This is a genomic window from Bradyrhizobium sp. 191 (assembly GCF_023100985.1).
GTDB lineage: Bacteria > Pseudomonadota > Alphaproteobacteria > Rhizobiales > Xanthobacteraceae > Bradyrhizobium > Bradyrhizobium diversitatis.
In genome coordinates this window covers 6,264,043-6,283,928 of record NZ_CP064692.1, presented here as the reverse complement: position 1 = coordinate 6,283,928, position 19,886 = coordinate 6,264,043, and the positions used below count along the sequence as shown (strand labels likewise).

The 19,886-nt window shown below is 64.9% G+C and carries 23 protein-coding genes and 1 pseudogene; 17 read left to right on the top strand and 7 right to left on the bottom strand.

The genetic code is table 11. The annotated features are described in order from the left end of the window. Window positions 1-3: 3 nt before the first annotated feature. Window positions 4-495 carry a septal ring lytic transglycosylase RlpA family protein gene (locus IVB23_RS29425; protein WP_346659124.1) on the bottom strand — a complete coding sequence of 164 codons (492 nt, stop codon included), beginning with the start codon at window positions 493-495 and terminating at the stop codon, window positions 4-6. Window positions 496-813: 318 nt separating this feature from the next. Continuing rightward, window positions 814-989, bottom strand: a pseudogene (locus IVB23_RS39490) (LLM class flavin-dependent oxidoreductase); the annotation flags it as partial. A gap of 238 nt (window positions 990-1,227) precedes the next feature. On the opposite strand from IVB23_RS39490, the gene napE reads away from it, so the two are divergent. The 11 genes from napE (at window position 1,228) to IVB23_RS29365 (ending at window position 10,381) form a co-directional block, all read left to right on the top strand. Next, a complete protein-coding gene (gene napE, locus IVB23_RS29415; RefSeq protein WP_061880766.1) occupies window positions 1,228-1,410 on the top strand; it encodes a periplasmic nitrate reductase, NapE protein in 183 nt (60 codons plus the stop codon). Between the two features lie 26 nt (window positions 1,411-1,436). After that, complete coding sequence (locus tag IVB23_RS29410; protein ID WP_197968447.1) at window positions 1,437-1,766, top strand: chaperone NapD; 330 nt, start codon at window positions 1,437-1,439, stop codon at window positions 1,764-1,766. 16 nt (window positions 1,767-1,782) lie between these two features. After that, complete coding sequence (napA, locus tag IVB23_RS29405) at window positions 1,783-4,296, top strand: nitrate reductase catalytic subunit NapA (protein WP_247800954.1); 2,514 nt, start codon at window positions 1,783-1,785, stop codon at window positions 4,294-4,296. Further along, the gene (locus IVB23_RS29400) at window positions 4,293-4,763 is read left to right on the top strand and encodes a nitrate reductase cytochrome c-type subunit (protein ID WP_247800953.1); all 471 of its coding nucleotides are present in this window, start codon (window positions 4,293-4,295) and stop codon (window positions 4,761-4,763) included. The genes napA and IVB23_RS29400 overlap by 4 nt, the downstream gene beginning before the upstream one ends. Continuing rightward, the gene (locus tag IVB23_RS29395) at window positions 4,760-5,413 is read left to right on the top strand and encodes a NapC/NirT family cytochrome c (protein WP_247800952.1); all 654 of its coding nucleotides are present in this window, start codon (window positions 4,760-4,762) and stop codon (window positions 5,411-5,413) included. The genes IVB23_RS29400 and IVB23_RS29395 overlap by 4 nt, the downstream gene beginning before the upstream one ends. A 271-nt stretch (window positions 5,414-5,684) precedes the next feature. Beyond that, entirely contained in the window at window positions 5,685-6,800 is a 1,116-nt protein-coding gene (locus tag IVB23_RS29390) for an ATP-dependent RecD-like DNA helicase (protein ID WP_247800951.1), read from the top strand. A gap of 100 nt (window positions 6,801-6,900) precedes the next feature. Beyond that, on the top strand, window positions 6,901-8,259 hold the full coding sequence (locus IVB23_RS29385; RefSeq protein WP_247800950.1) for a lipase family protein: 1,359 nt from the start codon (window positions 6,901-6,903) through the stop codon (window positions 8,257-8,259). A gap of 195 nt (window positions 8,260-8,454) precedes the next feature. After that, window positions 8,455-9,159 carry a peptide-methionine (S)-S-oxide reductase MsrA gene (msrA, locus tag IVB23_RS29380; protein WP_247800949.1) on the top strand — a complete coding sequence of 235 codons (705 nt, stop codon included), beginning with the start codon at window positions 8,455-8,457 and terminating at the stop codon, window positions 9,157-9,159. A 28-nt stretch (window positions 9,160-9,187) separates the two neighbouring features. Beyond that, window positions 9,188-9,607 carry a peptide-methionine (R)-S-oxide reductase MsrB gene (gene msrB, locus IVB23_RS29375; RefSeq protein WP_197968451.1) on the top strand — a complete coding sequence of 140 codons (420 nt, stop codon included), beginning with the start codon at window positions 9,188-9,190 and terminating at the stop codon, window positions 9,605-9,607. A gap of 106 nt (window positions 9,608-9,713) precedes the next feature. Beyond that, window positions 9,714-9,878, top strand: coding sequence for a DUF3309 family protein (locus tag IVB23_RS29370; protein WP_035677634.1), 165 nt, complete (start codon window positions 9,714-9,716; stop codon window positions 9,876-9,878). Window positions 9,879-10,087: 209 nt separating this feature from the next. Next, a complete protein-coding gene (locus tag IVB23_RS29365; RefSeq protein ID WP_027560969.1) occupies window positions 10,088-10,381 on the top strand; it encodes a hypothetical protein in 294 nt (97 codons plus the stop codon). A gap of 147 nt (window positions 10,382-10,528) precedes the next feature. On the opposite strand, the gene IVB23_RS29360 is transcribed toward IVB23_RS29365, so the two are convergent. After that, window positions 10,529-11,071 (bottom strand): DUF4112 domain-containing protein, encoded by a 543-nt coding sequence (locus IVB23_RS29360; protein WP_247800948.1) that lies wholly within the window; start codon window positions 11,069-11,071, stop codon window positions 10,529-10,531. Window positions 11,072-11,129: 58 nt separating this feature from the next. Continuing rightward, window positions 11,130-11,555, bottom strand: coding sequence for a DUF5413 family protein (locus IVB23_RS29355; RefSeq protein WP_061880775.1), 426 nt, complete (start codon window positions 11,553-11,555; stop codon window positions 11,130-11,132). Window positions 11,556-11,702: 147 nt separating this feature from the next. Here IVB23_RS29355 and IVB23_RS29350 point away from each other — a divergent pair, with 147 nt between their 5' ends. From IVB23_RS29350 to IVB23_RS29340, 3 genes are all read left to right on the top strand, one after another. Next, complete coding sequence (locus IVB23_RS29350; RefSeq protein WP_061880776.1) at window positions 11,703-11,945, top strand: hypothetical protein; 243 nt, start codon at window positions 11,703-11,705, stop codon at window positions 11,943-11,945. 38 nt (window positions 11,946-11,983) lie between these two features. Continuing rightward, window positions 11,984-12,214: a hypothetical protein gene (locus IVB23_RS29345; protein ID WP_061880777.1), complete on the top strand. Its 231-nt coding sequence runs from the start codon at window positions 11,984-11,986 to the stop codon at window positions 12,212-12,214. Between the two features lie 248 nt (window positions 12,215-12,462). After that, a complete protein-coding gene (locus IVB23_RS29340) occupies window positions 12,463-12,738 on the top strand; it encodes a hypothetical protein (RefSeq protein ID WP_210343535.1) in 276 nt (91 codons plus the stop codon). A 124-nt stretch (window positions 12,739-12,862) separates the two neighbouring features. Here the strand turns inward: IVB23_RS29340 and IVB23_RS29335 are convergent, their stop codons facing one another. Continuing rightward, window positions 12,863-14,452, bottom strand: a complete 1,590-nt coding sequence (locus IVB23_RS29335) for a hypothetical protein (RefSeq protein WP_061880779.1) — start codon at window positions 14,450-14,452, stop codon at window positions 12,863-12,865. Window positions 14,453-14,489: 37 nt separating this feature from the next. Further along, window positions 14,490-15,782, bottom strand: coding sequence for an adenylosuccinate synthase (locus IVB23_RS29330; protein ID WP_061880780.1), 1,293 nt, complete (start codon window positions 15,780-15,782; stop codon window positions 14,490-14,492). 425 nt (window positions 15,783-16,207) lie between these two features. Between IVB23_RS29330 and IVB23_RS29325 the strand changes: the two genes are divergently transcribed. Further along, window positions 16,208-17,140 carry a DMT family transporter gene (locus IVB23_RS29325; RefSeq protein ID WP_061880781.1) on the top strand — a complete coding sequence of 311 codons (933 nt, stop codon included), beginning with the start codon at window positions 16,208-16,210 and terminating at the stop codon, window positions 17,138-17,140. A gap of 181 nt (window positions 17,141-17,321) precedes the next feature. On the opposite strand, the gene IVB23_RS29320 is transcribed toward IVB23_RS29325, so the two are convergent. Continuing rightward, the gene (locus IVB23_RS29320) at window positions 17,322-17,711 is read right to left on the bottom strand and encodes a DUF1330 domain-containing protein (protein ID WP_247800947.1); all 390 of its coding nucleotides are present in this window, start codon (window positions 17,709-17,711) and stop codon (window positions 17,322-17,324) included. 105 nt (window positions 17,712-17,816) lie between these two features. Here IVB23_RS29320 and IVB23_RS29315 point away from each other — a divergent pair, with 105 nt between their 5' ends. Then, entirely contained in the window at window positions 17,817-18,752 is a 936-nt protein-coding gene (locus IVB23_RS29315) for a DMT family transporter (RefSeq protein WP_247800946.1), read from the top strand. Between the two features lie 90 nt (window positions 18,753-18,842). After that, a complete protein-coding gene (locus IVB23_RS29310) occupies window positions 18,843-19,820 on the top strand; it encodes a tripartite tricarboxylate transporter substrate binding protein (protein WP_061880783.1) in 978 nt (325 codons plus the stop codon). The last annotated feature ends 66 nt before the right edge of the window (window positions 19,821-19,886 follow it).

Here is a 19,886-nt window from a genome sequence, read left to right as displayed (position 1 = left end):
TGTTCAGCCCACCGGCCCCGGTGTCCAATAGTCTCCAGAAAGCGGGCTAACTCGCACGTCATCGATGACTCCGAGCTCGAGGCTCGGATCGAAATGGCGCATCGTGCGCTCGTTGAAGTCGATGATGCGGCCGGGCCTGAGTGGTCCGACGTCATTGATCTTGACGATGACCTTCTTGCCCACGGCCTCGACGAGGGCATATTTCGGCCTCGCACCAAATTGGACCCCGCCAAATTTCCGGCGCAAGCTCGTCTTGATGGCGGCCGCCCAGACAGAGGGATCATAACGCTCGCCGGAGGCTGTGCTCGGACCGCCTTCCTCCTTGCCGGGCTTGAACGGATTGTACATGGATGCAGCGCCAACGACCGCATCCCCGGAAGCGGCATCGACGACGGCATTTGAGTGAACCCCACGCGTCTCACATCGAGCAACGGCAACGGAAACGGCAAACGCGACCAGGGCGCCGCAAATTGCGGCGCTCGAGCGGAACAGCATTATATCTCCTGTGATTTTCGATCGTCGGTTCCGGGAACCGCAAACAGGCAAGCGAACGCGGAAGCGTTCATGGAGCTTGCGCCGTTGTTTTGCGGGTTCGAGCCAACCCCTCGGCTATGGAACCGTTGTGCGAACCGGGTGGCTCCCACGCAGTGTTTTAAGTTGCCGCCGACTAAGACAGAGATTGCGTCAGCAACATGACTTAACGGACAGCCTAAAGCGCGATGACATCGGGATGAATCGTCATCGCGCTTTACGTTGTTGTTTGCGCGTGATCTTTCCGGAAAACCGCTTCGCACTTTTCCGGATCATGCTCCAGCCCGCCGCCGCCTTCACCGGCGCAACATTGATGGCAAGCTTGCCGTAGCGATCCGTAAAAGCACGGGTGTCGATCTCTTCCAGTTGATCTCGCCGCTCATCACGCTCCTCTTCCATGCCGTCTGCGCCGGATCGTTCTGGAACTCCGGCATCACCTCGCGGCCGAACAGCTTAAGCGGAATGGCTTTAGGTTGAATCGACTGCCGCGGGTCGGTCACCTTCCCCGCTTGCTTGCGAGAGAGGGGGCGCACCTCTGTCGTTGCGCGATCAATCCTCATTTCATCGCGCTTTGGTGCGACTCGCAGATGTGTTGATCCAGATCAACGCCGCGACGGCCCGAATGCCTCAAATGTGCAGCAAGGCAACGGCCCGGATGCCGTCCCGATTCCCCATCTCATCCTGTAGAGACCGAACATGTCGGCCCCTGACGACACGACATCGCGCGTGCGCCGTAAGCGCATGGAGATTTTTGCGTTCCTGTTCCTGACGGCGATCGTGATGCCGGTGCTCGCGGTCGGGACCGTCGGCACTTACGGCCTCGGCGTCTGGATCTACCAGATGTTCGCCGGCCCTCCAGGCCCGCCACCCCCGCATTGATTGGCTCAAAGCGAAAGACAGGCATCATGGCTCAAACCACATTCAGCAATGCCAAGCTCGACCGCCGCGTCTTGATCACCGGCCGGGTGCTCACCGCCGAGCGCATCGTTGCACCGCCGGGCGCCGAGATCGCCAGCATCCTGGTGCAGGCGCGGCCCGAACGTCTCGCCGAGCTCGAAGCCGAGATCACTGCGCTGCCCGGCTGCGAGATCCACGGCCGCGATCCCCGAGGCAAGCTCGTCGTCGTGACCGAAGCGCCCGATGCCGGCAGCCTCGGCACCCTGCTCAACACCATTCAATCGCTGCCCAACGTCTATTCCGCAGCGCTCGTCTTCCACGCCATCGAAACCGCCTGAGTCAGGAAGAGCCATCATGACATCGCCCAAGCTCGACCGCCGCCAGATGCTGAAGCTCGAGGCAGCCGCGATCGCAGCGGCCGCCGCAGGCATGCCGGTGCCGGCGCTTGCCGCCAATCTCGTCGCCGAACGCCAGGCCACCGAACTGAAATGGGACAAGGCCGCCTGCCGCTTCTGCGGCACCGGCTGCTCGGTGATGGTCGCGACCAAGGACAACCGCGTGGTCGCCACCCATGGCGACATCAAGTCCGAGGTCAATCGCGGCCTGAACTGCGTCAAGGGCTACTTCCTCTCCAAGATCATGTACGGCCACGACCGCCTGACGCAGCCGCTGCTGCGCAAGACGAACGGCAGGTACGACAAGAACGGCGAGTTCACGCCCGTCACCTGGACCGAAGCCTTCGACATCATGGAGCTGAAGTGGAAGGAGGCGATCAGGAAGCGCGGACCGAACGGCGTCGCCATGTTCGGCTCCGGCCAGTGGACGATCTGGGAAGGCTATGCCGCCTCGAAACTGTTCAAGGCCGGCTTCCGCACCAACAACATCGACCCCAATGCCCGGCACTGCATGGCCTCGGCGGTCGCCGGCATGATGCGCACCTTCGGCATCGACGAGCCGCCGGGCTGCTACGATGACATCGAGGCGACCGATGCCTTCGTGCTGTGGGGCTCCAACATGGCGGAGATGCACCCGATTCTGTGGACGCGCCTGGCCGACCGCCGTCTCTCCGCGCCGCATGTTCGCGTTGCCGTGCTCTCGACCTTCGAGCACCGCTCCTTCGACCTCGCCGACATCGGCATGGTGTTCAAGCCGCAGACGGACCTCTACATCCTCAACGCCATCGCCAATCACATCATCAAGACCGGCCGGGTCAACAAGGACTTCGTCGCCAGGCATACCGTGTTCAAGCGCGGCCAGACCGACATCGGGTATGGCCTGCGGCCCGAGCATCCGCTGCAGAAGAAGGCGACCGGCGCGGCCAAGCCCAACGACGCCACCGACATGAGCTATGACGAATTCGTCAAGTTCGTGTCCGAGTACACGCTGGAGAAAGCCGCCGAAATGTCGGGCGTGCCGCTCAACCGTCTCGAAGCGCTCGCCGAGCTCTACGCCGATCCGAAGACGAAAGTGGTCTCGTTCTGGACCATGGGCTTCAACCAGCACACCCGCGGCGTCTGGTGCAACAACCTCGTCTACAACATCCATCTTCTGACCGGGAAGATCTCCGCGCCCGGCAACAGCCCGTTCTCGCTGACCGGCCAGCCCTCGGCCTGCGGCACCGCGCGCGAGGTCGGCACCTTCTCGCATCGTCTGCCTGCCGACATGGTCGTGACCAACAAGGCGCATCGCGACCACGCCGAGCACATCTGGCGGCTGCCCGAAGGCACCATTCCCGACAAGAACGGCGCGCACGCGGTGCTGCAGAGCCGGATGCTGAAGGACGGGCTGATCAACGCCTATTGGGTGCAGGTCAACAACAACCTTCAGGCCGGCCCCAACATCAACGAGGAAATCTATCCGGGCTTCCGCAACCCCGACAATTTCATCGTGGTCTCGGACGCCTATCCCTCGGTGACCGCGCTCGCCGCCGACCTGATCCTGCCCACCGCGATGTGGGTGGAGAAGGAAGGCGCCTATGGCAATGCCGAGCGGCGCACCCAGTTCTGGCACCAGCTCGTCTCCGCGCCCGGCGAATCGAAATCCGACCTCTGGCAGCTCATGGAGTTCTCCAAGCGCTTCAAGATCGAGGAGGTCTGGCCCGAGGAGCTGATCGCCAAGAAGCCCGATGTCAGCGGCAACACGCTGTTCGACGTGCTCTACCGGAACGGCCAGGTCGACAAGTTTCCGGTCTCCGACATCGAGTCTGGCTATCTCAACGACGAGTCCAAGGCGTTCGGCTTCTACGTGCACAAGGGCCTGTTCGAGGAATATGCCCAGTTCGGCCGCGGCCATGGCCACGACCTTGCACCGTTCGACACCTATCACCGCGAGCGCGGCCTGCGCTGGCCGGTGGTCAACGGCCAGGAGACGAAGTGGCGCTTCCGCGAGGGCAGCGACCCCTACGTCAAGCAGGGCACCGACGTACAGTTCTACGGCCATGCCGACGGCAAGGCGCGCATCTTCGCGCTGCCTTACGAGCCGCCGGCAGAATCGCCCGACAGCGAATATCCCTATTGGCTCTCCACCGGCCGCGTGCTGGAGCACTGGCATTCCGGCACCATGACGCGCCGCGTGCCCGAGCTCTACAAGGCCTTCCCGGAAGCCGTCTGCTTCATGCATCCGGACGACGCGCAGGAGGCCAAGCTCCGCCGCGGCGACGAGGTGAAGGTGGTCTCCCGCCGCGGCTTCATCCGCGCCCGCGTCGAGACCCGCGGCCGCGACCGGCCACCGCGCGGCCTCGTGTTCGTGCCGTGGTTCGACGAATCCAAGCTGATCAACAAGGTGACGCTCGACGCCACCGATCCGATCTCGCTGCAGACCGACTTCAAGAAATGCGCCGTACGCATCGAGCGGGTGAACATGTCATGATGAAACGATCCGCAATCATCCTGCTCGCCTTCGCGATCGCAGCGGGCACGAGCTCGCTGACGGCGCAGACAGTGACGTCGGGCCTGCGCGGCCCGACCCCGCTCAACGACGAGGGACCGGCGCCGCCGATGCTGCCGAACCGCAATACTTCCGAGAGAGAGGTGCGCAACTATCCGGAGCAGCCGCCCGTCATCCCGCACAATATCGACGGCTATCAGATCGACCTCAACGGCAACAAATGCCTGTCCTGCCACGCGCGGGCGCGCACCGCTGAATCTCAGGCGCCGATGGTGTCGATTACGCACTTCATGGACCGCGACGGCCAGTTCCTCGGCTCGGTCTCGCCGCGACGCTTCTTTTGCACCGAATGCCACGTGCCGCAGAACACCGCCAATCCGCCGGTCAGCAACGATTTCATCGACATCGACACGCTGCTGTCGCGCGCAAGCCCGGGTGGCCGCCGATGACGACGACCGCTGATGGGCCCAACGCGGAGCTGAAGACCAAACGCGGCTTCATCGCGCGGTGCTGGGTTTTCGCCCGCGAGCTCTGGCAGGTGCTGACCCGGCCGAGCTCGGTGTTCGCGCTCGGCACCCTGGTGCTGGCCGGGTTCGTTGCCGGCGTGATCTTCTGGGGCGGCTTCAACACCGCGCTGGAATTGACCAATACCGAGAAGTTCTGCACCGGCTGCCACGAGATGAAGGACAACGTTTACGCCGAGCTGAAGTCGACCATCCACTTCTCCAACCGCTCCGGCGTGCGCGCGACCTGCCCGGACTGCCACGTGCCGCACAAGTGGACCGACAAGATCGCGCGCAAGATGCAGGCCTCCAAGGAGGTCTGGGGCAAGATCTTCGGCACCATCGACACCCGCGAAAAATTCCAGGATCACCGCCTCGAGCTGGCGGCGCACGAATGGGCGCGCTTCAAGGCCAATGATTCCCTGGAATGCCGCAACTGCCACAGCGCAGATTCCATGGACATCACCAAGCAGTCGCCGCGGGCCGCGGTCGCGCACCAGCGCTTCCTGTTCACCAAGGAAAAGACCTGCATCGACTGCCACAAGGGCATCGCCCACCAGCTACCCGACATGCGCGGCGTTCCCGGCTGGCAGTAGCCTCAGCTCTCACCGCGTCGTGGCCGGGCTTGTCCCGGCCATCCACGCCTAACCACGCAGCACAAGGAACGTGGATGCCCGGGCCTTCGCCGCGCCGGAGCGGCTTCGGCCGCGCAGGCGGGACAAGCCCGGGCATGACGACCTCTTGCAAGGCTCACATGCGGGTGCCCCACCGGCAATTGCGGGGCGACCGCGCTTGAACCCTTGGAGCGAATGGTTAGTTTTGGCGGATGGCGAATCGTCGCCTCTTTCGCCCCTCCTCAAGACAGACATGGCCACTTTCACCCCGCATCAGGATGCCGCGCTCAAGGCCGTCGGCGACTGGCTCAAGGCCAAGCCGGGCCGCAACGGGACGCCGCCGGTGTTCCGCCTGTTCGGCTTTGCCGGCACCGGCAAGACCACGCTGGCGCGGCACATCGCCGAGGGCGTCGATGGCGAGGTGAAGTTCGCTGCCTTCACCGGCAAGGCGGCCCTCGTCATGCGCAACAAGGGCTGCGACGACGCCTCGACCATCCACTCCCTGATCTACCGCGCCCGCGAGTCCGGCGAGGAGCAGCCGAGCTTCGAATTGTGGGACGATGCGCCGGCTTCGAAGGCGAAGCTGATCGTGATCGACGAATGCTCGATGGTCGATGCCGAGCTCGGGCGCGACCTGATGTCGTTCGACTGTCCTCTCCTGGTGCTGGGCGACCCCGCGCAGCTGCCGCCGATCCAGGGCGGCGGCTTCTTCACCAACACCACACCCGATGCGATGCTGACCGAGGTGCATCGCCAGGCCCAGGACGATCCGATCGTGCGGATGTCGATGGACGTGCGCGAGGGGCGCGAGCTCGACATCGGTCGCTACGGCGAGAGCGAGGTGGTCTCGCGCAAGGAGCTCGACCCCGATCGCGTCATGGGCGCCGACCAGATCCTGGTCGGCCGCAACAACACGCGCCGCGCCTACAACATGCGGGTGCGGCAGCGCCAGAACATCGAGGACCAGTTCCCGGTCGCCGGCGACAAGCTGGTGTGCCTGCGCAACAACCGCAAGAAGGGCCTGTTCAACGGCGGCCTGTGGCGCGTGAAGTCGCGCAACACCTCGCGCTCGAAATCCCGCATCCTCAGCATGCGGCTGTCGCCGGACGAGGATTTCGGCCACAAGGTGACGAAGGTCTCGGTGCGCGCCGACTGCTTCGAGGGCGGCATCGAGCAGATCGCCTGGGAGCAGCGCAAGCCCTATGACGAGTTCGACTACGGCTACGTGCTGACCGTGCACAAGTCGCAGGGCTCGCAATGGGACGATGTCGTACTGTTCGACGAGAGCTTTGCGTTTCAGGAGTCCAGGGCGCGGTGGCTCTATACCGGCATCACGCGGGCGGCGAAGCGGCTCAGCGTGGTGGTGTAGAACTCGCCAATCTCCGTGTGAGCGGCTTCACCGAGATGCATTCACTGCCCGCTAGGCTTTGCGATGTATCCCGTACGAAAACCGCATTGGAGTGGAGCGCATGACGGCGCGCGTAACAAAGCCTGAGCATCCCGAAACCGATCTCGATAGTCTCGCCGCGAGCCGTCGGGACTTCCTGAAATCGGCGAGCGCGGCAGCCGGTTCGCTCGCGCTGTCGATCACGGCTCCAGGGATTGCCCTCGCGGCGCCCGGCGGATCGGTGCGAGTCTCGAAGGAGCGGCTCAATACGCTGGCGGCAAAATTCTATGCCGTCTTCAACGAAGGCAATATTCTGCCGGCGAGCTTTGCCGACAAATATGCGGCGCGCCATGACGTCGAGCTGAGGGGCATCGTCACCTTCACGCGCATCCCGGAGACGGGAGAACGCGTCAAGGTCAGCGGCCTGCTTGCCGTCCCGGCGGGCGCGCGCGGCGCTGTTCCGGTGTTGTCGTGGCAGCATGGCACGATCCTGTCGTTCGACCAGGTCCCCTCGAACCTGCTGCGGCTGGCCGACCAGACATATGAACTGCGCGACAACGTCGATTCGATCGAGACCTTGTTCAATGTGCAGCGCTTCGCCGGCAACGGCTATGCCGTCGTCGCGGCCGATTATGTCGGCAAGGGCCCCTATCGCAATGGCCGGAGCGAAGCCTATGCCGTGAAGAGAGCGACCGTGCAATGCTGCCTCGACATCCTGAAGGCGGGGCTGCTCGAGCTGCGGACACTGGGCCTGCGCCAGTCGTCCCTGTTCCTGAACGGTTGGTCGCAGGGCGCCCTGAACACGCAGTGGCTGAAGCAGGAGATGCAGCGCCGCGGCATCAAGGTGCAGGCGGCTGCGGCAGAAAGTCCGTTCAACAATCTCGCCGAGAGCTTTCACTACTGGGCGAACCCGGCGGCTTTTATTCCGGCCTCGGACAGCTCGTATCCGATGCCGCCGGCCTGGATCACGCCTTGCATGATCGTCCTACTCGGCAGCTATCGGCGCTATTACGGGCTCAATGATCTGTTCAAGACCGCGATCAAGCCGCAATATCAGGCGTTCGCGGAGAAGTACTGGTCCGATTACAGCCTCGAGGGCGAGATCGCGAAGAGCATTCCTCCCGCCGGCGATTTCCTCGTCGATGGCTTCTTCGATCGCTTCACCAGCGATACGAACAGCGCCCTCCAGCGCCGCCTCGGCGCCAACAGTGCGACCTTCTGGGATTATGATTCCCCGATCAGGTTCTATTACGGGCTGGCCGACGAGGCTCTGCATCCACGCCTCGTGCGGCCCGCAATCGCCGCCGGCGGACATTTCGCGGAGGGGGTTCCGGTCAAGGGCGCAAGCCATCGCGCCACGTTCCTGACGAGCCTCTATGGTGAGGCGGACGTGCTGAACGGACAGTCGACGGCGTTCGACTGGTTCAATTCGCTGGCGTGAGCGGGCGCGGGCGAGCGCGGCGTGCTGACGTCGCCCGCGCCGCCGGGCGATCGCGCCGTCACGATCTCGTGTCCGCCCCGACGTAACAATCGGCGGCTGCGTCCGTATCTCGGATGGTACGAAAACGCGGCCGGGCAGGCTGTTCGCCTGGTCCCGGCCGCCCTAGACTGTCAGCCCTTCCGAAAGAGGATTGCCATGCGCCGAACCGCCATCGCCTCCCTGCTCGCCGCAACCACCGCCCTGACGCTGGCATTCACGATGCCCTCCCGCGCCGCGGAGGATGCGGTCGTGATCCCCGCCCCCGCGCTGGACGCGGCGCCCGCGAGCGGCATCCAGACCGCCGTGATCGCCGGCGGCTGCTTCTGGGGCGTACAGGGCGTCTTCCAGCACACCGCGGGCGTCGTCAACGCGGTCTCCGGCTATGCCGGGGGCACCAAGGCGACCGCCGACTACCGGACCGTCTCGAGCGGGCACACCGACCACGCCGAGGCGGTCGAGATCAAGTACGACCCGAAGAAGATCTCCTACGGCAAGATCCTTCAGATCTACTTCTCGGTGGTGCACGACCCGACCCAGCTCAACCGCCAGGGCCCGGACGTCGGCCCGCAATATCGCTCGGCGATCTTCACCACCTCCGACGAGCAGAAGAAGGTGGCGGAGGCCTATATCGCCCAGCTCAACAGTGCGAAGGTCTTCAACAAGCCGATCGTGACCAAGATCGGCGCGCTGGAGGCGTTCTATCCGGCGGAGGCCTATCACCAGGACTATCTGACGCTGCACCCGAACCAGCCCTACATCGCCTATAACGACATCCCGAAGGTCGAGAACCTGAAAAAGCTGTTCGCGGATAACTACATTGAGAAGCCGACGCTGGTGAACGCCAGCAAGGCCACCAACTGATCGAGATCACGAAAGAAACGGGAGACCCATGCCCGACACCAAAACGAAGATCACGGACGACAAGGTCATCAAGAGCGAAGAGCAGTGGCGGCGCGAATTGACGCCGATGCAGTACGCGGTGCTGCGCGAGAAGGCGACCGAGCGTCCCTTCTCGGGCGAATATGAGCACGACGAGCGCGTCGGCACTTATGTCTGCGCCGGCTGCGGCAATGTGCTGTTCGCGTCCGACGCCAAGTTCGATTCCGGCTGCGGCTGGCCGAGCTTCACCCAGCCCGCGGTCGAGAGCCATATCGACGAGGAGCGGGATACGAGTCACGGCATGATCCGCACCGAGGTGCTCTGCTCCAAATGCAGCGGCCATCTCGGCCATGTCTTCCCCGACGGTCCCGGGCCGACCGGCTTGCGCTATTGCATCAATTCCGCGGCGCTGAAGCTCGAGCCCAAATAACCTTGCGCGCTGCCGGGTTCCCCAGTGGAACCCGGCGGTATGATGTGCTTTTCTTCCTTGGCGGTGCGGCCCATCAGCGCATTCGGCGGCCGCCAGGGAGGATGCCATGACGCTTGGGACCATCCTGATCATCCTGGTGATCATCTATCTGCTCGGCGGCCTGTCCGGCCGGTTCGGCGGCTACGGCTATGGTCTGGGCCATTCCGGCATGGGCATCGGCGGGGTCGTGCTGGTGGTGTTGATCGTGCTGCTGCTTCTTGGCAAGATGTGAACCACTTAAGTTGTTGAAATAATTCCATTTATTTCGCCCGCGGAGCTGCCATGCGTGGATTCATCATCTCGCGTCGCAGGGGTCGCATTTCTGTCAAATCGGCCTATATTAGAGGACGAGAATGACATGCGGCGGGCCCGCCTGGCGGCTCCTGCCCTCCCCAACCCCACGCGCTTAAAGCCCCAGAGAAGATCACGAGGTCTTTGACCATGCGTCCACTGCGTCCGTTCAACTTCAACACCTCCGCCGAACTCTTTCCCGCCGCGATCCGCAAGAAGAAGCGCGCAGGTTTCACCTATCGCCGGTTCGGCACCGCGGCCGAGGCCGTGCAGTTCGCGATGGAGCAGTTGCCGACGGATTCGCTGAACGGCGCCTATCTCCAGGTCGAGGAAGCCCGCTTCGACCAGAACGGCATCCGCTCGCTGTACGAGAGCGAAGCCTTCCCGCTGCCCCGTCGGCCCAAGCCCGCGCCGGCCGCGGAGACCGACGCCGACGCGGCGTAAGCTTTTCGCTGAGCCTTACGATGTGCGCAGAAAGCGCGATGGCCGAAAGGTCGTCGCGCTTTTTGCGTCTGGCTCACGCTCTCGCGCCAGCGGAAGAGCTGCACCGAACCTGACGCCCGACCGCCTCAATCAAAGATCCTTCAGGGCTCAAATCCGCGGCTGCTTCTCCAACCAGCGGCGGAGCAGGCGCACGTTGCGCATGTTGGCGCGGAACATCACGTCGAAGGCGTCGCCCGCGAACGGGACCAGGCCGACCACGCCGTCGAGCGCGACATTGCCGAGCATGCGCGCCGTGATGTGCCAGGGCGCGCCCAGCGCGCGGGCTTCGCGCACCAGCCACAGCGAGATCGCGGTCGTGATGATGTCGCCGACGACGGGGATCAGGCCGATCAGCCCGTCGATGCCGTAGCGGATGTTGGTGCCGGGCAGGATGAAGGCGACGTCGAGCAGCTTCGCGATCGCCTCGATACGCGCGATCCGCTGCTCGCGCGTCAGGTTGCCGAACGGACTCGCCTGCCCGAATTCGAAGCCAAACTCGCGAAATCCCTGCTCCAGGCTCTCGGGCCTGATCTCGTGGCCTTCCTGGTCGATGATCGGCCCGCGCGCCTCCTTGCCGGAAAAGGGCGCACGCGAGCTGCTCCCCGTACGGGATCTGCGAGGAGCAAGGATGTCGTCGTCGGACATGGTCATGGTCTCTGGACAACGCGCCGCGGCGGCGGAGGTTGCCGCCGCGATCGAATGCCGCGCGTCAGGTCGGCGCCGCCGCTGCCTGCGGCTCCTCGACATAGCGATGCACGAGCCAGGATGAAATCGCCGCCGGCACGAATCCGACGAGGCCATACAGGATGAACTGCACCGCGCCCGAATCCGGTCCGCGCGAGCTGTAGGTGAGCGATGCCAGGACGAAGGCGAACAGGCCGACCAGAAGCATCCGCAAGCCCGGACCGATCCGGCGGATATGGATCAGGATGTCGTCGACCGCGCCGATCATCAGCGCGGGCAGGAAGCCGAACAGATAGCTGTATTGCAGGGTCTTGAAGAACACCGCGAACAGCTTGCCGACTTCGCCGAGGCTGGTCTGGGCCCAATAGCCGGACTGGTAGGTCGTCGTCAGCAGCAGCAGGAACCCGCCCACGAACGGGCCGACCAGCGCAAACACCAGATAGCGTTTCATCAAACACCCTCACCTTCGCCAATATATTATAGCAGTGCAGCGGGAACCTTGAACAGCGGGGCGCCGGGCTCCACCCGAGGGGAACAAGTGGCAAGGCGACGAGTTCATGCTGGACCTGAACTTGACCCTGGCAGATTGGAGCCGCCGATGTCCCCTCAACTCGTTCTGGCGACAATCATGGTGGCAGCCCTGGGCGGCCTCTCGAGCGCCCCCGCTTTCGCCCAAGGCCATATGGGCACGCCACAGGAGCAGAAGGCCTGCTCGCGAGATGCATCGCGCTTCTGCCGCAAGGAGCTCGGCAACGACATGGCCGTGCAGAGCTGCCTGCAGGCCAACCGCGCCAAGCTGTCGCGCGCTTGCAGCAAGGTCTTTCAGAGCCACGGCATGTGAGGATCGGAACCCCATCCCCGCGAACGGAGAGCGATGCCATGTTGCGCGACGAACAACTCTCGATCCTGCGGGACATCAGCCAATCCGTTGCCTTTGCCGACGAGCGGCAGGGCCAGGTCGGGCAACTGATCGCCGACGGCTACGTGATGAAGGACGGCGATCTGTTCGAGCTCACGGCGAAGGGTGTCACCGCCGTCGAGGAACACGCTGCCGCTCTCGGCGTAAGCGATGCGGAACAAGCGGGCGCATCCTCCGATCGGCTGATCTGATCGCGCGCGACGTGACTCGCGCGCAACAATTGCGAATTCCTTTGCGCCGGCCATTGCAGGCTCGTGACAATGGCGCATACTTCGCTCGGGCGGCGCAGCACTTTCGATTCGAGCATCAAGAGATCGAGCGACCACATGCGGGACCAGAGTTCCCGGCGTGAAGGCTGTGACGTACGGCAGATCAAGCCGCGTGCGGCGCCCCAAAAACCAAGTGGCTCAAGCCCTAGGGAAATCGGGGACCCATCCGCATGACACGCCATCAGACGATCGCTTCGCTCTTCGCTTTCGCCGTCACCAGCCTCGCACTCCAGACCTCGCCCGGCCTTGCCTTCTCGTCCGAAGCACAGCAGATGTGCTCGGGCGATGCGATGCGGCTGTGCTCCAGTGAGATTCCGGACATTCCACGGATCACTGCCTGCATGGTGAGGAACAAGTCGCAGGTCAGCCCCGGCTGCCGCGCCGTAATGGACCGCGAGCACGCCGCCGCCGCGGCATCGCGCAAGCGCGAAGCGGCGGCGCGGTAGTTCAAGCTTCCGCAGCGTCATGGCCGGGCCTCGTCCCGGCCATCCACGTCTCGTCCCGACGTACAAGGAACGTGGATGCCCGGGACACGCCCGGGCACGACGATCTCTCTGTCTAGAGAAGTGTCTAATCACCCCACTGCGCGAAGGCGTCGTTGAAGGCGCGCTCGCCGGGGGCACCCTTCTCGATGGCGATGATGGCGCGGCGCTGGTTGGCGTAGACCAGGGGCACGTCGAACCAGGAGCGCTCCTTCAGGAGCTGGACGTTGCGGGCGCGGTCGGCATCGACATTGGAGAGGCCGACCAGGAAGAAGCCGTCGGTGACCTTGACCGCGAGGCCTGCGAGCGGCGTGCCGCGCGCCTGCTCGTTCGACTTCATCAGGATGCCGGGCACGTTGGAGACGCTGCCGCCCGGAAAATCCGGCGGCAGGATGAAGGTCAATTCCGCGGTGTGGCTCGCCGGCAGCGAGGAGTCGGTGTTGCGGCGGAACGACATCGTCATCTTGAACTTGCGGTCGGGGATCTCGATGTCGGCGCGCACGGCGACGTCGGCTTTCTGGTTGCCCGAGGCCTTGATCGGCTCGAGCCGCCACACCACCGAGCCGACATATTGCTTGCCCTTCGGATCGGACGGATCCTCGTCATAGAGCACGACCTTCTGCGCCACCGGCGCGACAGGCTGGTCGCTGGCCGAGGGCTGGCCGACGCGATCCGGAATCTTCGGCTTGCTCTGCGGTTGTGCCGGGCTCGGCGTCTCCACGACCTGAGTCGCGGACGGTTTGAGAAAGCCGTTGACGATCTGAACGGCCTGCTTGCCCCAGAGGATTCCGGCGCCGACCAGGATCAGCACGATGCCGACGGCGATCGCGCTCTTGAACGGAAATGCCGAGCCGGTGCGGACGCGCTTCTTGGCCTCGCCCTCGGACGCGGCGCGCGGACGCGGCGACGGCGGCGCGTAGCGCTCGGCCTCCTCGATCGCTTCGTCGTAGGAATAGGGCGCCTCGGACTCGCCGGCGCGGTTCTCCAGGCTCGGCTCCAGCCGGTCGAATTCCGGCGAGGGCGAGGGCACGTTGGCATAGGTGCGGCGCGCGGCGCGGCTGGCCTGCGCGGCAGCGCCGCCGAGATCGTTGGCGTCGGCCGTGATGTCGCGGAAGCCGCGCACACCAGGTGCCGGCGGCGGGGGTCCCATGTCGGGCGGACGGCGCGCACCGGCGCGATCGCGCCCGGCGGGCGGCGGCTCCGACGGCGGCGGGACGGACGGTCCCGGCGGGCGCGGGGCGTCGAAACGGGGAGCGCGGGGCGGGCGCGGGGCCTCGCCCTGCTCATCGACGCTGATTGACGGACGGTCGGCCCGCGGCGGCGTCGGGGCCGGTCGCGTGCGCGGCGGAGCCGGCTGAGATGCGGGAGCGTTGGCTTCGGCGGCGCGGGTGCTGGCCCGGCGAAAAGCATCGCCGCTGCTGCTGGAGCGGGCGCCGCCACCGGGGCGCGAGGCCTCGCGGGCGCGCTGGGCGGCCTCCGATTCGACCTTGCGAACGGCCTCTTCCAGCGACAGCCGTTCGCGCGTGATCTCGGATTCGGAAAGCGGCGGCTGCACGCTCCGCAGCTGCGCGATCAGCGCCGTGCGCGCCCTCTCATAGAGCGCGCGACGGCTTTCGCCGGGAGCGTTGGGGTCCAAGGCGGCAATAGCGCGGGCGATCAGCGGATAGTAATCAGCCATTTCTACTCAACTATACGCGCGTCCCGGTAAGATATCGTTAAGCCTCAAACGGATTTTGCACGAGGATAGTATCTTCGCGTTCGGGGCTGGTGGAAAGCAGCGCGACCGGGCACCCCACCAATTCCTCGATCCGCCGGACATATTTGATGGCCTGGGCGGGCAGGTCGGCCCAGGACCGCGCGCTCGCGGTCGGCTCCTTCCAGCCCTCGATGGTCTCGTAGATCGGCTCGACCCGGGCCTGGGCGCCCTCGCCGGCCGGGAAATGGTCGATCTCCTTGCCGTCGAGCCTGTAGCCGGTGCAGACCTCGATCGAATCGAAGCCGTCGAGGATGTCGAGCTTGGTCAGCGCCAGGCCATTGATGCCGCAGGTCCGGACCGCCTGGCGGACCAGCACGGCGTCGAACCAGCCGCAGCGGCGGGGACGGCCGGTATTGGTTCCGAACTCGCGGCCGCGCTCACCGATCTTGCGGCCGATCTCGTTGTCCTGCTCGGTCGGGAACGGGCCCTGCCCGACGCGGGTCGTGTAGGCCTTGCACAGGCCGAGCACGTAGCCGACCGCGCCAGGCCCGAGGCCGGCGCCGGTCGCGGCCTGCGCCGCCACCGTGTTGGACGAGGTGACGTAGGGATAGGTGCCGTGGTCGACGTCGAGCAGCGCGCCCTGCGCGCCCTCGAACAGCATGCGCTTGCCGGCGCGCCGCTCGATGTCGAGCAGCCGCCACACCGTCTCGGCATAGGGCAGTAGCTGTGGCGCCATAGCCATCAGCTCTTTCAGGATCACCGCACTGTCGAATTCCGGCAGGTTGAGGCCGCGGCGCAGCGCATTGTGGTGCGCCAGCAGGCGGTCGATCTTGTGCGGCAGCGTCTGATGGTCGGCGAGATCCATCAGGCGGATGGCGCGGCGGCCGACCTTGTCCTCATAGGCCGGGCCGATGCCGCGGCGGGTGGTGCCGATCGCAGTTGCGGCGCTGGCGGATTCGCGGTGCGCATCGAGCTCGCGGTGCAGCGGCAGGATCAGCGTGACGTTCTCGGCGACGCGCAGATTGTCCGGAGAGACCGCAACGCCCTGCGCCCTGAGCTTGGCGACCTCGTCGAGGAAGGCGGAGGGATCGAACACCACGCCGTTGCCGATCACCGACAGCTTGCCCTCGCGCAGCACGCCGGAGGGCAGCAGCGCGAGCTTGTAGGTCTTGCCGTTGATCACCAGCGTGTGGCCGGCGTTATGACCGCCCTGGAAGCGGACGACGATGTCCGCCTGCTCCGACAACCAGTCGACGATCTTGCCCTTCCCTTCGTCGCCCCACTGGGCGCCGACGACGACAACATTGGCCATGCGCGGGTAATCCTTCGAAGATTTCTCTGTAAGTGGCATGATCCGAACGGAAAACCGGGATCCACTCTTCCGGGATCACGCCTGCGCCCAGCCCAATTCCCGGCCGAGGCCGTTCGCACGCGAGGCAGCCCAACCGGATAAAGGAAGCAGCCCCTCTAGGCAAGCAAGAACGGGGCTTTTTTCGGGCTCAACGCGCACTCCAAGCCTTTGATATCCCCCGAAAATCCAGAAACCTTCCGGGCCAGCGCAATGGCTTCGACCAAAGCGTGAGAGGCCGCCTTCGCCGCTGCATGGTCGCGATGCGTCCGCCCCCCATTGATGCAACCTCGATTTCCGTGTCTTTGGACAGCGCCGGGTGATCAGCCGGCCCGGGTCTCGCCGGGCCGGAGGCTTCGGCGTACTCCACGCGGGGCCCCAACAGCCACATGTCCGCCACCGGCCACACCACGAGCGCGGAAACATCCGGACACAGCTGGATCGCCAACCAGCCTTATCTGCTGCTCAGCATTACCGCGCTGTGCTGGGCCGGCAACGCCATCGTCGGACGGCTCGCCGCCGGACACATCCCGCCGGTCACGCTGTCGTTCCTGCGCTGGTTCTTCGCCTTCCTGCTGGTGCTGCCGTTTGCCTTCAAACACCTCGTACAGGACTGGCCGGCGATCCGCGGCAAGCTCGGCCTGATGGTCACGCTCTCGGTCACCGGCATCGGCGCCTTCAACACGCTGCAATATTGGGCGCTGGAGCATACCCAGGCCCTCAACACGCTGCTGCTGCAATCGGCCGCGCCGCTGCTGGTGGCGCTGTGGTCGCTGGTCATTCTCGGTATCCGGCTCACCGCGGCGCAGGCCTTCGGTGTGCTGCTGTCGATGTGCGGCGTGCTGACCATCCTGCTGCACGGCGATTTCACCACGCTGTCGAACATCGACTTCAACAGGGGCGACCTGATCTTCCTCCTCGCGCTCCTGATCTTCGCGCTCTATTCGGTGCTGTCCCTGAAGCGGCCGCCGATGCACGGCCTGTCGTTCCTCGCCTTCACCTTCGGCTGCGGCGCCGCCTGTCTCATTCCGCTGGAGATCTGGGAACTGTCCGCACGCCCGGTCATGAAGCTCGACGGGCCGAACCTGCTGACCCTGTTCTACGTCGCCGTTTTCCCCTCGGCGCTCGCCTATCTCTGCTTCAATCGCGGCGTGCGCCTGATCGGCGCCAACCGAACCGCGCCGTTCTTCCACGTCGTGCCGGTGTTCGGCTCGATCATGGCGATGGTGTTTCTGGGCGAACACCCGCAGGCGTTCCACTTCATCGGCTTCGCCCTGGTGCTGGCGGGCGTGTTCGCAGCGTCAAGGAAGCAGGCGACGTAGCTCTTCCTTCTCCCCTTGTGGGAGAAGGTGGCGCGAAGCGCCGGATGAGGGGTATCCATACGCACATTCCAATGAGAGTTGGACTCGCGGAGAGAAACCCCTCACCCGTCTCGCCGCTTCGCGGCGAGCCACCCTCTCCCACAAGGGGAAAGGGAAAGAAGCGCGCCGCGCGATGGACAGCCTACTTCGTCTTGAACTTGCTGTAGGCCTCGCTCGTCGCGATGATCACGTGCTCGGCGCAGCCGTTGACGCGATGCGGATCGGCCTCGCGCTCGTAAGCCTTGGACGTCATCATGTCGAGGAAGGCCGCGACCGTCGGATAATAGACCAGCGCCACAAAGTCCCATTCGTTGCCGTCGTGCGGACCGAGCGCAACCGCCTTGGCCTCGCCGGTCCAGAGCAGCGTGCCGCCGCGTGCCCTGATCATCGGCACCGTGATCGCGCTGTAGCGAAGATAAGCGTCCCAGCCGGATCCGTCGCCGTCGCGCGAACGCGCATGGAATCGCATCAGGTTCAGCATCACCACCGGCGCCTGCGGATCGAGTTGCTCCAGGCCCACAATGTTCAACATATTGACCGCCAATGGCACCTCCTCGGGTCATGCCTGCATTGTAGCATTGCGGCCCTGTGACTTGTGTCACAACGACAATCCGGCGCAAGCTTTCATGCAACGCCAATGACGACCGCCTCGCCCGCGCCACCGGCCTCGAATCCGGCCAGTTGGCTCAACAACCAGCCTTATCTGCTGCTCAGCCTGACCTCGCTGTTCTGGGCCGGAAACATCGTGCTCGCACGCCATGTCGGCGCGCATGTGCCGCCGCTGACGGTGACCACGATCCGCTGGTACGGCGTGTTCCTCATCCTGTTGCCGTTCGCCTGGCCGCATCTGAAGCGCGACTGGCCCGCCCTGCGCAGGAGCCTGCCCTTGATGCTGTTCCTGTCGCTGGTCGGCTTTGCCTTCAACAACGCGATCTCATATTGGGCGATGCAATACACCGAGGCGCTGAACGCGCTTCTGATCCAGTCGGCAGGTCCCCTGTTCGTGGCGCTGTGGTCGCTGGTGCTGTTCGGCGTGCGGCTGACCGGCGCGCAACTCGGCGGCATCGCGATCTCGCTGCTCGGCGTGCTGATCATCATCCTGCGCGGCGATCTCGCCGCGCTCGCGAGCATCAGCTTCAACAGGGGCGACATCATGTTCGCCTCCTCGCTGGTGGCATTCGGCATCTACTCCGCCTTCATCCCGCGGCGGCCGAAGATCCATCAGCTCTCCTTCCTGTCCTTCACCACCTGCTGCGGCGCGACGATGCTGCTGCCGACGGCGATCTGGGAGGCGGCAAGCGGCCGCGTGCTGCAATTCGACGCGATCACGCTGGCGACGCTGGGCTACATCCTGATCTTTCCCTCCACCCTCGCCTACCTCTTCTTCAACCGCGGCGTGGCGCTGATCGGGCCGAACCGGGCGGCGCCGTTCTTCCATCTGGTGCCGGTGTTCGGCTCGGCGATGGCGATCCTGCTGCTGGGCGAAAAGCTGCAAGCGTTCCACCTGATCGGCTACGTGCTGGTGCTCGCCGGCGTCGTGATCGCATCGCGCCAGGGCTCGGCGGTGAAGTAATTCCACGTGACGGGCGGCAAACTCACGCCTTTCGATTTCATTGAAGAGACGCTAGGTTCCCCGCCAACGAAAAAGAGGGAACGACTCAAGATGATTTCAGGGCTGATTCGAAACTTGCGCACCATCGGCGCGGCCGCGCTGTGTCTTGCCGCCGCATCCACCGCTCAGGCCGACAACTATCCGAGCCGCAACATCACGCTGGTGCTGCCGTTCGCGGCCGGCAGCGGAACCGACACCACGACGCGGCTGATCTCGCAGCATCTGTCGCAGGCGCTCGGCGTCGGCATCGTGATCGAGAACAAGGCCGGTGCCAACGGCATGCTCGCGGCGACCTATGTCGCGAAGGCCGCTCCCGACGGCTACACGCTGCTGGTGACCACCAACACCACGCATTCGGCCAATCCCTATCTGCTCAAGAGCCTCACCTACGATCCGGTCAAGGATTTCACCCCGATCGCGCGCACCGGCGACCTGCCGTTCATGCTGGTCATCAATCCGGAAGTGCCGGCCAAGTCCGTCGCCGAGCTGGTCGCGTACGGCAAGGCCAATCCGGGCAAGCTGAGCTACGCATCGGGCTCGTCGTCGGCGATCGTCTCGGGCGCGACCTTCGCGCACAATGCCGGGCTCGACCTCCTGCACGTGCCCTACAAGAGCTCGCCGCCGGCGCTCAACGACGTCATGGGCGGCCGCGTCTCGATGATGTTCGTCGACATCCTGACCGGCCTGCCCCACGTCAACGGCAACGCGCTACGCGCGCTCGCGGTCACCACGAAGCAGCGCTCGCCGCTGGTGCCGCATCTGCCTTCGATGCAGGAGGCCGGCGTGCCCGACTTCGACATCTCGTCCTGGCAGGGCTATTTCGGCCCGGCCGGCATGCCGAAGGAGATCGTGACGCGGCTCAATACCGAGATCAGGAAGATCGTCGAGAATCCGGAGATCAAGGCCAAGCTCGCCACGCTCGGCATGGATGCGTTCTCGGGGACGCCGGAGCAGCTCGGCACATTCGTGAACGAGCAGCTCGTGCTGTGGGAGAAGCTGATCACGAACGCGAAGATCGAGAAGCAGTAGCGCACGCGCAAATGCCACGTACTCCACATCTTCCGTCATGGCCGGGCTTGTCCCGGCCGTCCACGG

Excerpts from the sequence above, each read along its gene's own strand:
- IVB23_RS29340 (WP_210343535.1), top strand. The coding sequence starts at position 12,463 with ATGACACGCCATCAGACGATCGCTTCGCTCTTCGCTTTCGCCGTCACC.
- IVB23_RS29320 (WP_247800947.1), bottom strand. The coding sequence starts at position 17,711 with ATGTTGAACATTGTGGGCCTGGAGCAACTCGATCCGCAGGCGCCGGTG.
- msrB (WP_197968451.1), top strand. The coding sequence starts at position 9,188 with ATGCCCGACACCAAAACGAAGATCACGGACGACAAGGTCATCAAGAGC.
- IVB23_RS29365 (WP_027560969.1), top strand. The coding sequence starts at position 10,088 with ATGCGTCCACTGCGTCCGTTCAACTTCAACACCTCCGCCGAACTCTTT.
- IVB23_RS29370 (WP_035677634.1), top strand. The coding sequence starts at position 9,714 with ATGACGCTTGGGACCATCCTGATCATCCTGGTGATCATCTATCTGCTC.
- msrA (WP_247800949.1), top strand. The coding sequence starts at position 8,455 with ATGCGCCGAACCGCCATCGCCTCCCTGCTCGCCGCAACCACCGCCCTG.
- IVB23_RS29385 (WP_247800950.1), top strand. The coding sequence starts at position 6,901 with ATGACGGCGCGCGTAACAAAGCCTGAGCATCCCGAAACCGATCTCGAT.
- IVB23_RS29410 (WP_197968447.1), top strand. The coding sequence starts at position 1,437 with ATGGCTCAAACCACATTCAGCAATGCCAAGCTCGACCGCCGCGTCTTG.
- IVB23_RS29400 (WP_247800953.1), top strand. The coding sequence starts at position 4,293 with ATGATGAAACGATCCGCAATCATCCTGCTCGCCTTCGCGATCGCAGCG.
- IVB23_RS29390 (WP_247800951.1), top strand. The coding sequence starts at position 5,685 with ATGGCCACTTTCACCCCGCATCAGGATGCCGCGCTCAAGGCCGTCGGC.
- IVB23_RS29345 (WP_061880777.1), top strand. The coding sequence starts at position 11,984 with ATGTTGCGCGACGAACAACTCTCGATCCTGCGGGACATCAGCCAATCC.
- IVB23_RS29315 (WP_247800946.1), top strand. The coding sequence starts at position 17,817 with ATGACGACCGCCTCGCCCGCGCCACCGGCCTCGAATCCGGCCAGTTGG.
- IVB23_RS29360 (WP_247800948.1), bottom strand. The coding sequence starts at position 11,071 with ATGACCATGTCCGACGACGACATCCTTGCTCCTCGCAGATCCCGTACG.
- napA (WP_247800954.1), top strand. The coding sequence starts at position 1,783 with ATGACATCGCCCAAGCTCGACCGCCGCCAGATGCTGAAGCTCGAGGCA.
- napE (WP_061880766.1), top strand. The coding sequence starts at position 1,228 with ATGTCGGCCCCTGACGACACGACATCGCGCGTGCGCCGTAAGCGCATG.
- IVB23_RS29355 (WP_061880775.1), bottom strand. The coding sequence starts at position 11,555 with ATGAAACGCTATCTGGTGTTTGCGCTGGTCGGCCCGTTCGTGGGCGGG.
- IVB23_RS29335 (WP_061880779.1), bottom strand. The coding sequence starts at position 14,452 with ATGGCTGATTACTATCCGCTGATCGCCCGCGCTATTGCCGCCTTGGAC.
- IVB23_RS29395 (WP_247800952.1), top strand. The coding sequence starts at position 4,760 with ATGACGACGACCGCTGATGGGCCCAACGCGGAGCTGAAGACCAAACGC.
- IVB23_RS29350 (WP_061880776.1), top strand. The coding sequence starts at position 11,703 with ATGTCCCCTCAACTCGTTCTGGCGACAATCATGGTGGCAGCCCTGGGC.
- IVB23_RS29425 (WP_346659124.1), bottom strand. The coding sequence starts at position 495 with ATGCTGTTCCGCTCGAGCGCCGCAATTTGCGGCGCCCTGGTCGCGTTT.
- IVB23_RS29310 (WP_061880783.1), top strand. The coding sequence starts at position 18,843 with ATGATTTCAGGGCTGATTCGAAACTTGCGCACCATCGGCGCGGCCGCG.
- IVB23_RS29330 (WP_061880780.1), bottom strand. The coding sequence starts at position 15,782 with ATGGCCAATGTTGTCGTCGTCGGCGCCCAGTGGGGCGACGAAGGGAAG.
- IVB23_RS29325 (WP_061880781.1), top strand. The coding sequence starts at position 16,208 with ATGTCCGCCACCGGCCACACCACGAGCGCGGAAACATCCGGACACAGC.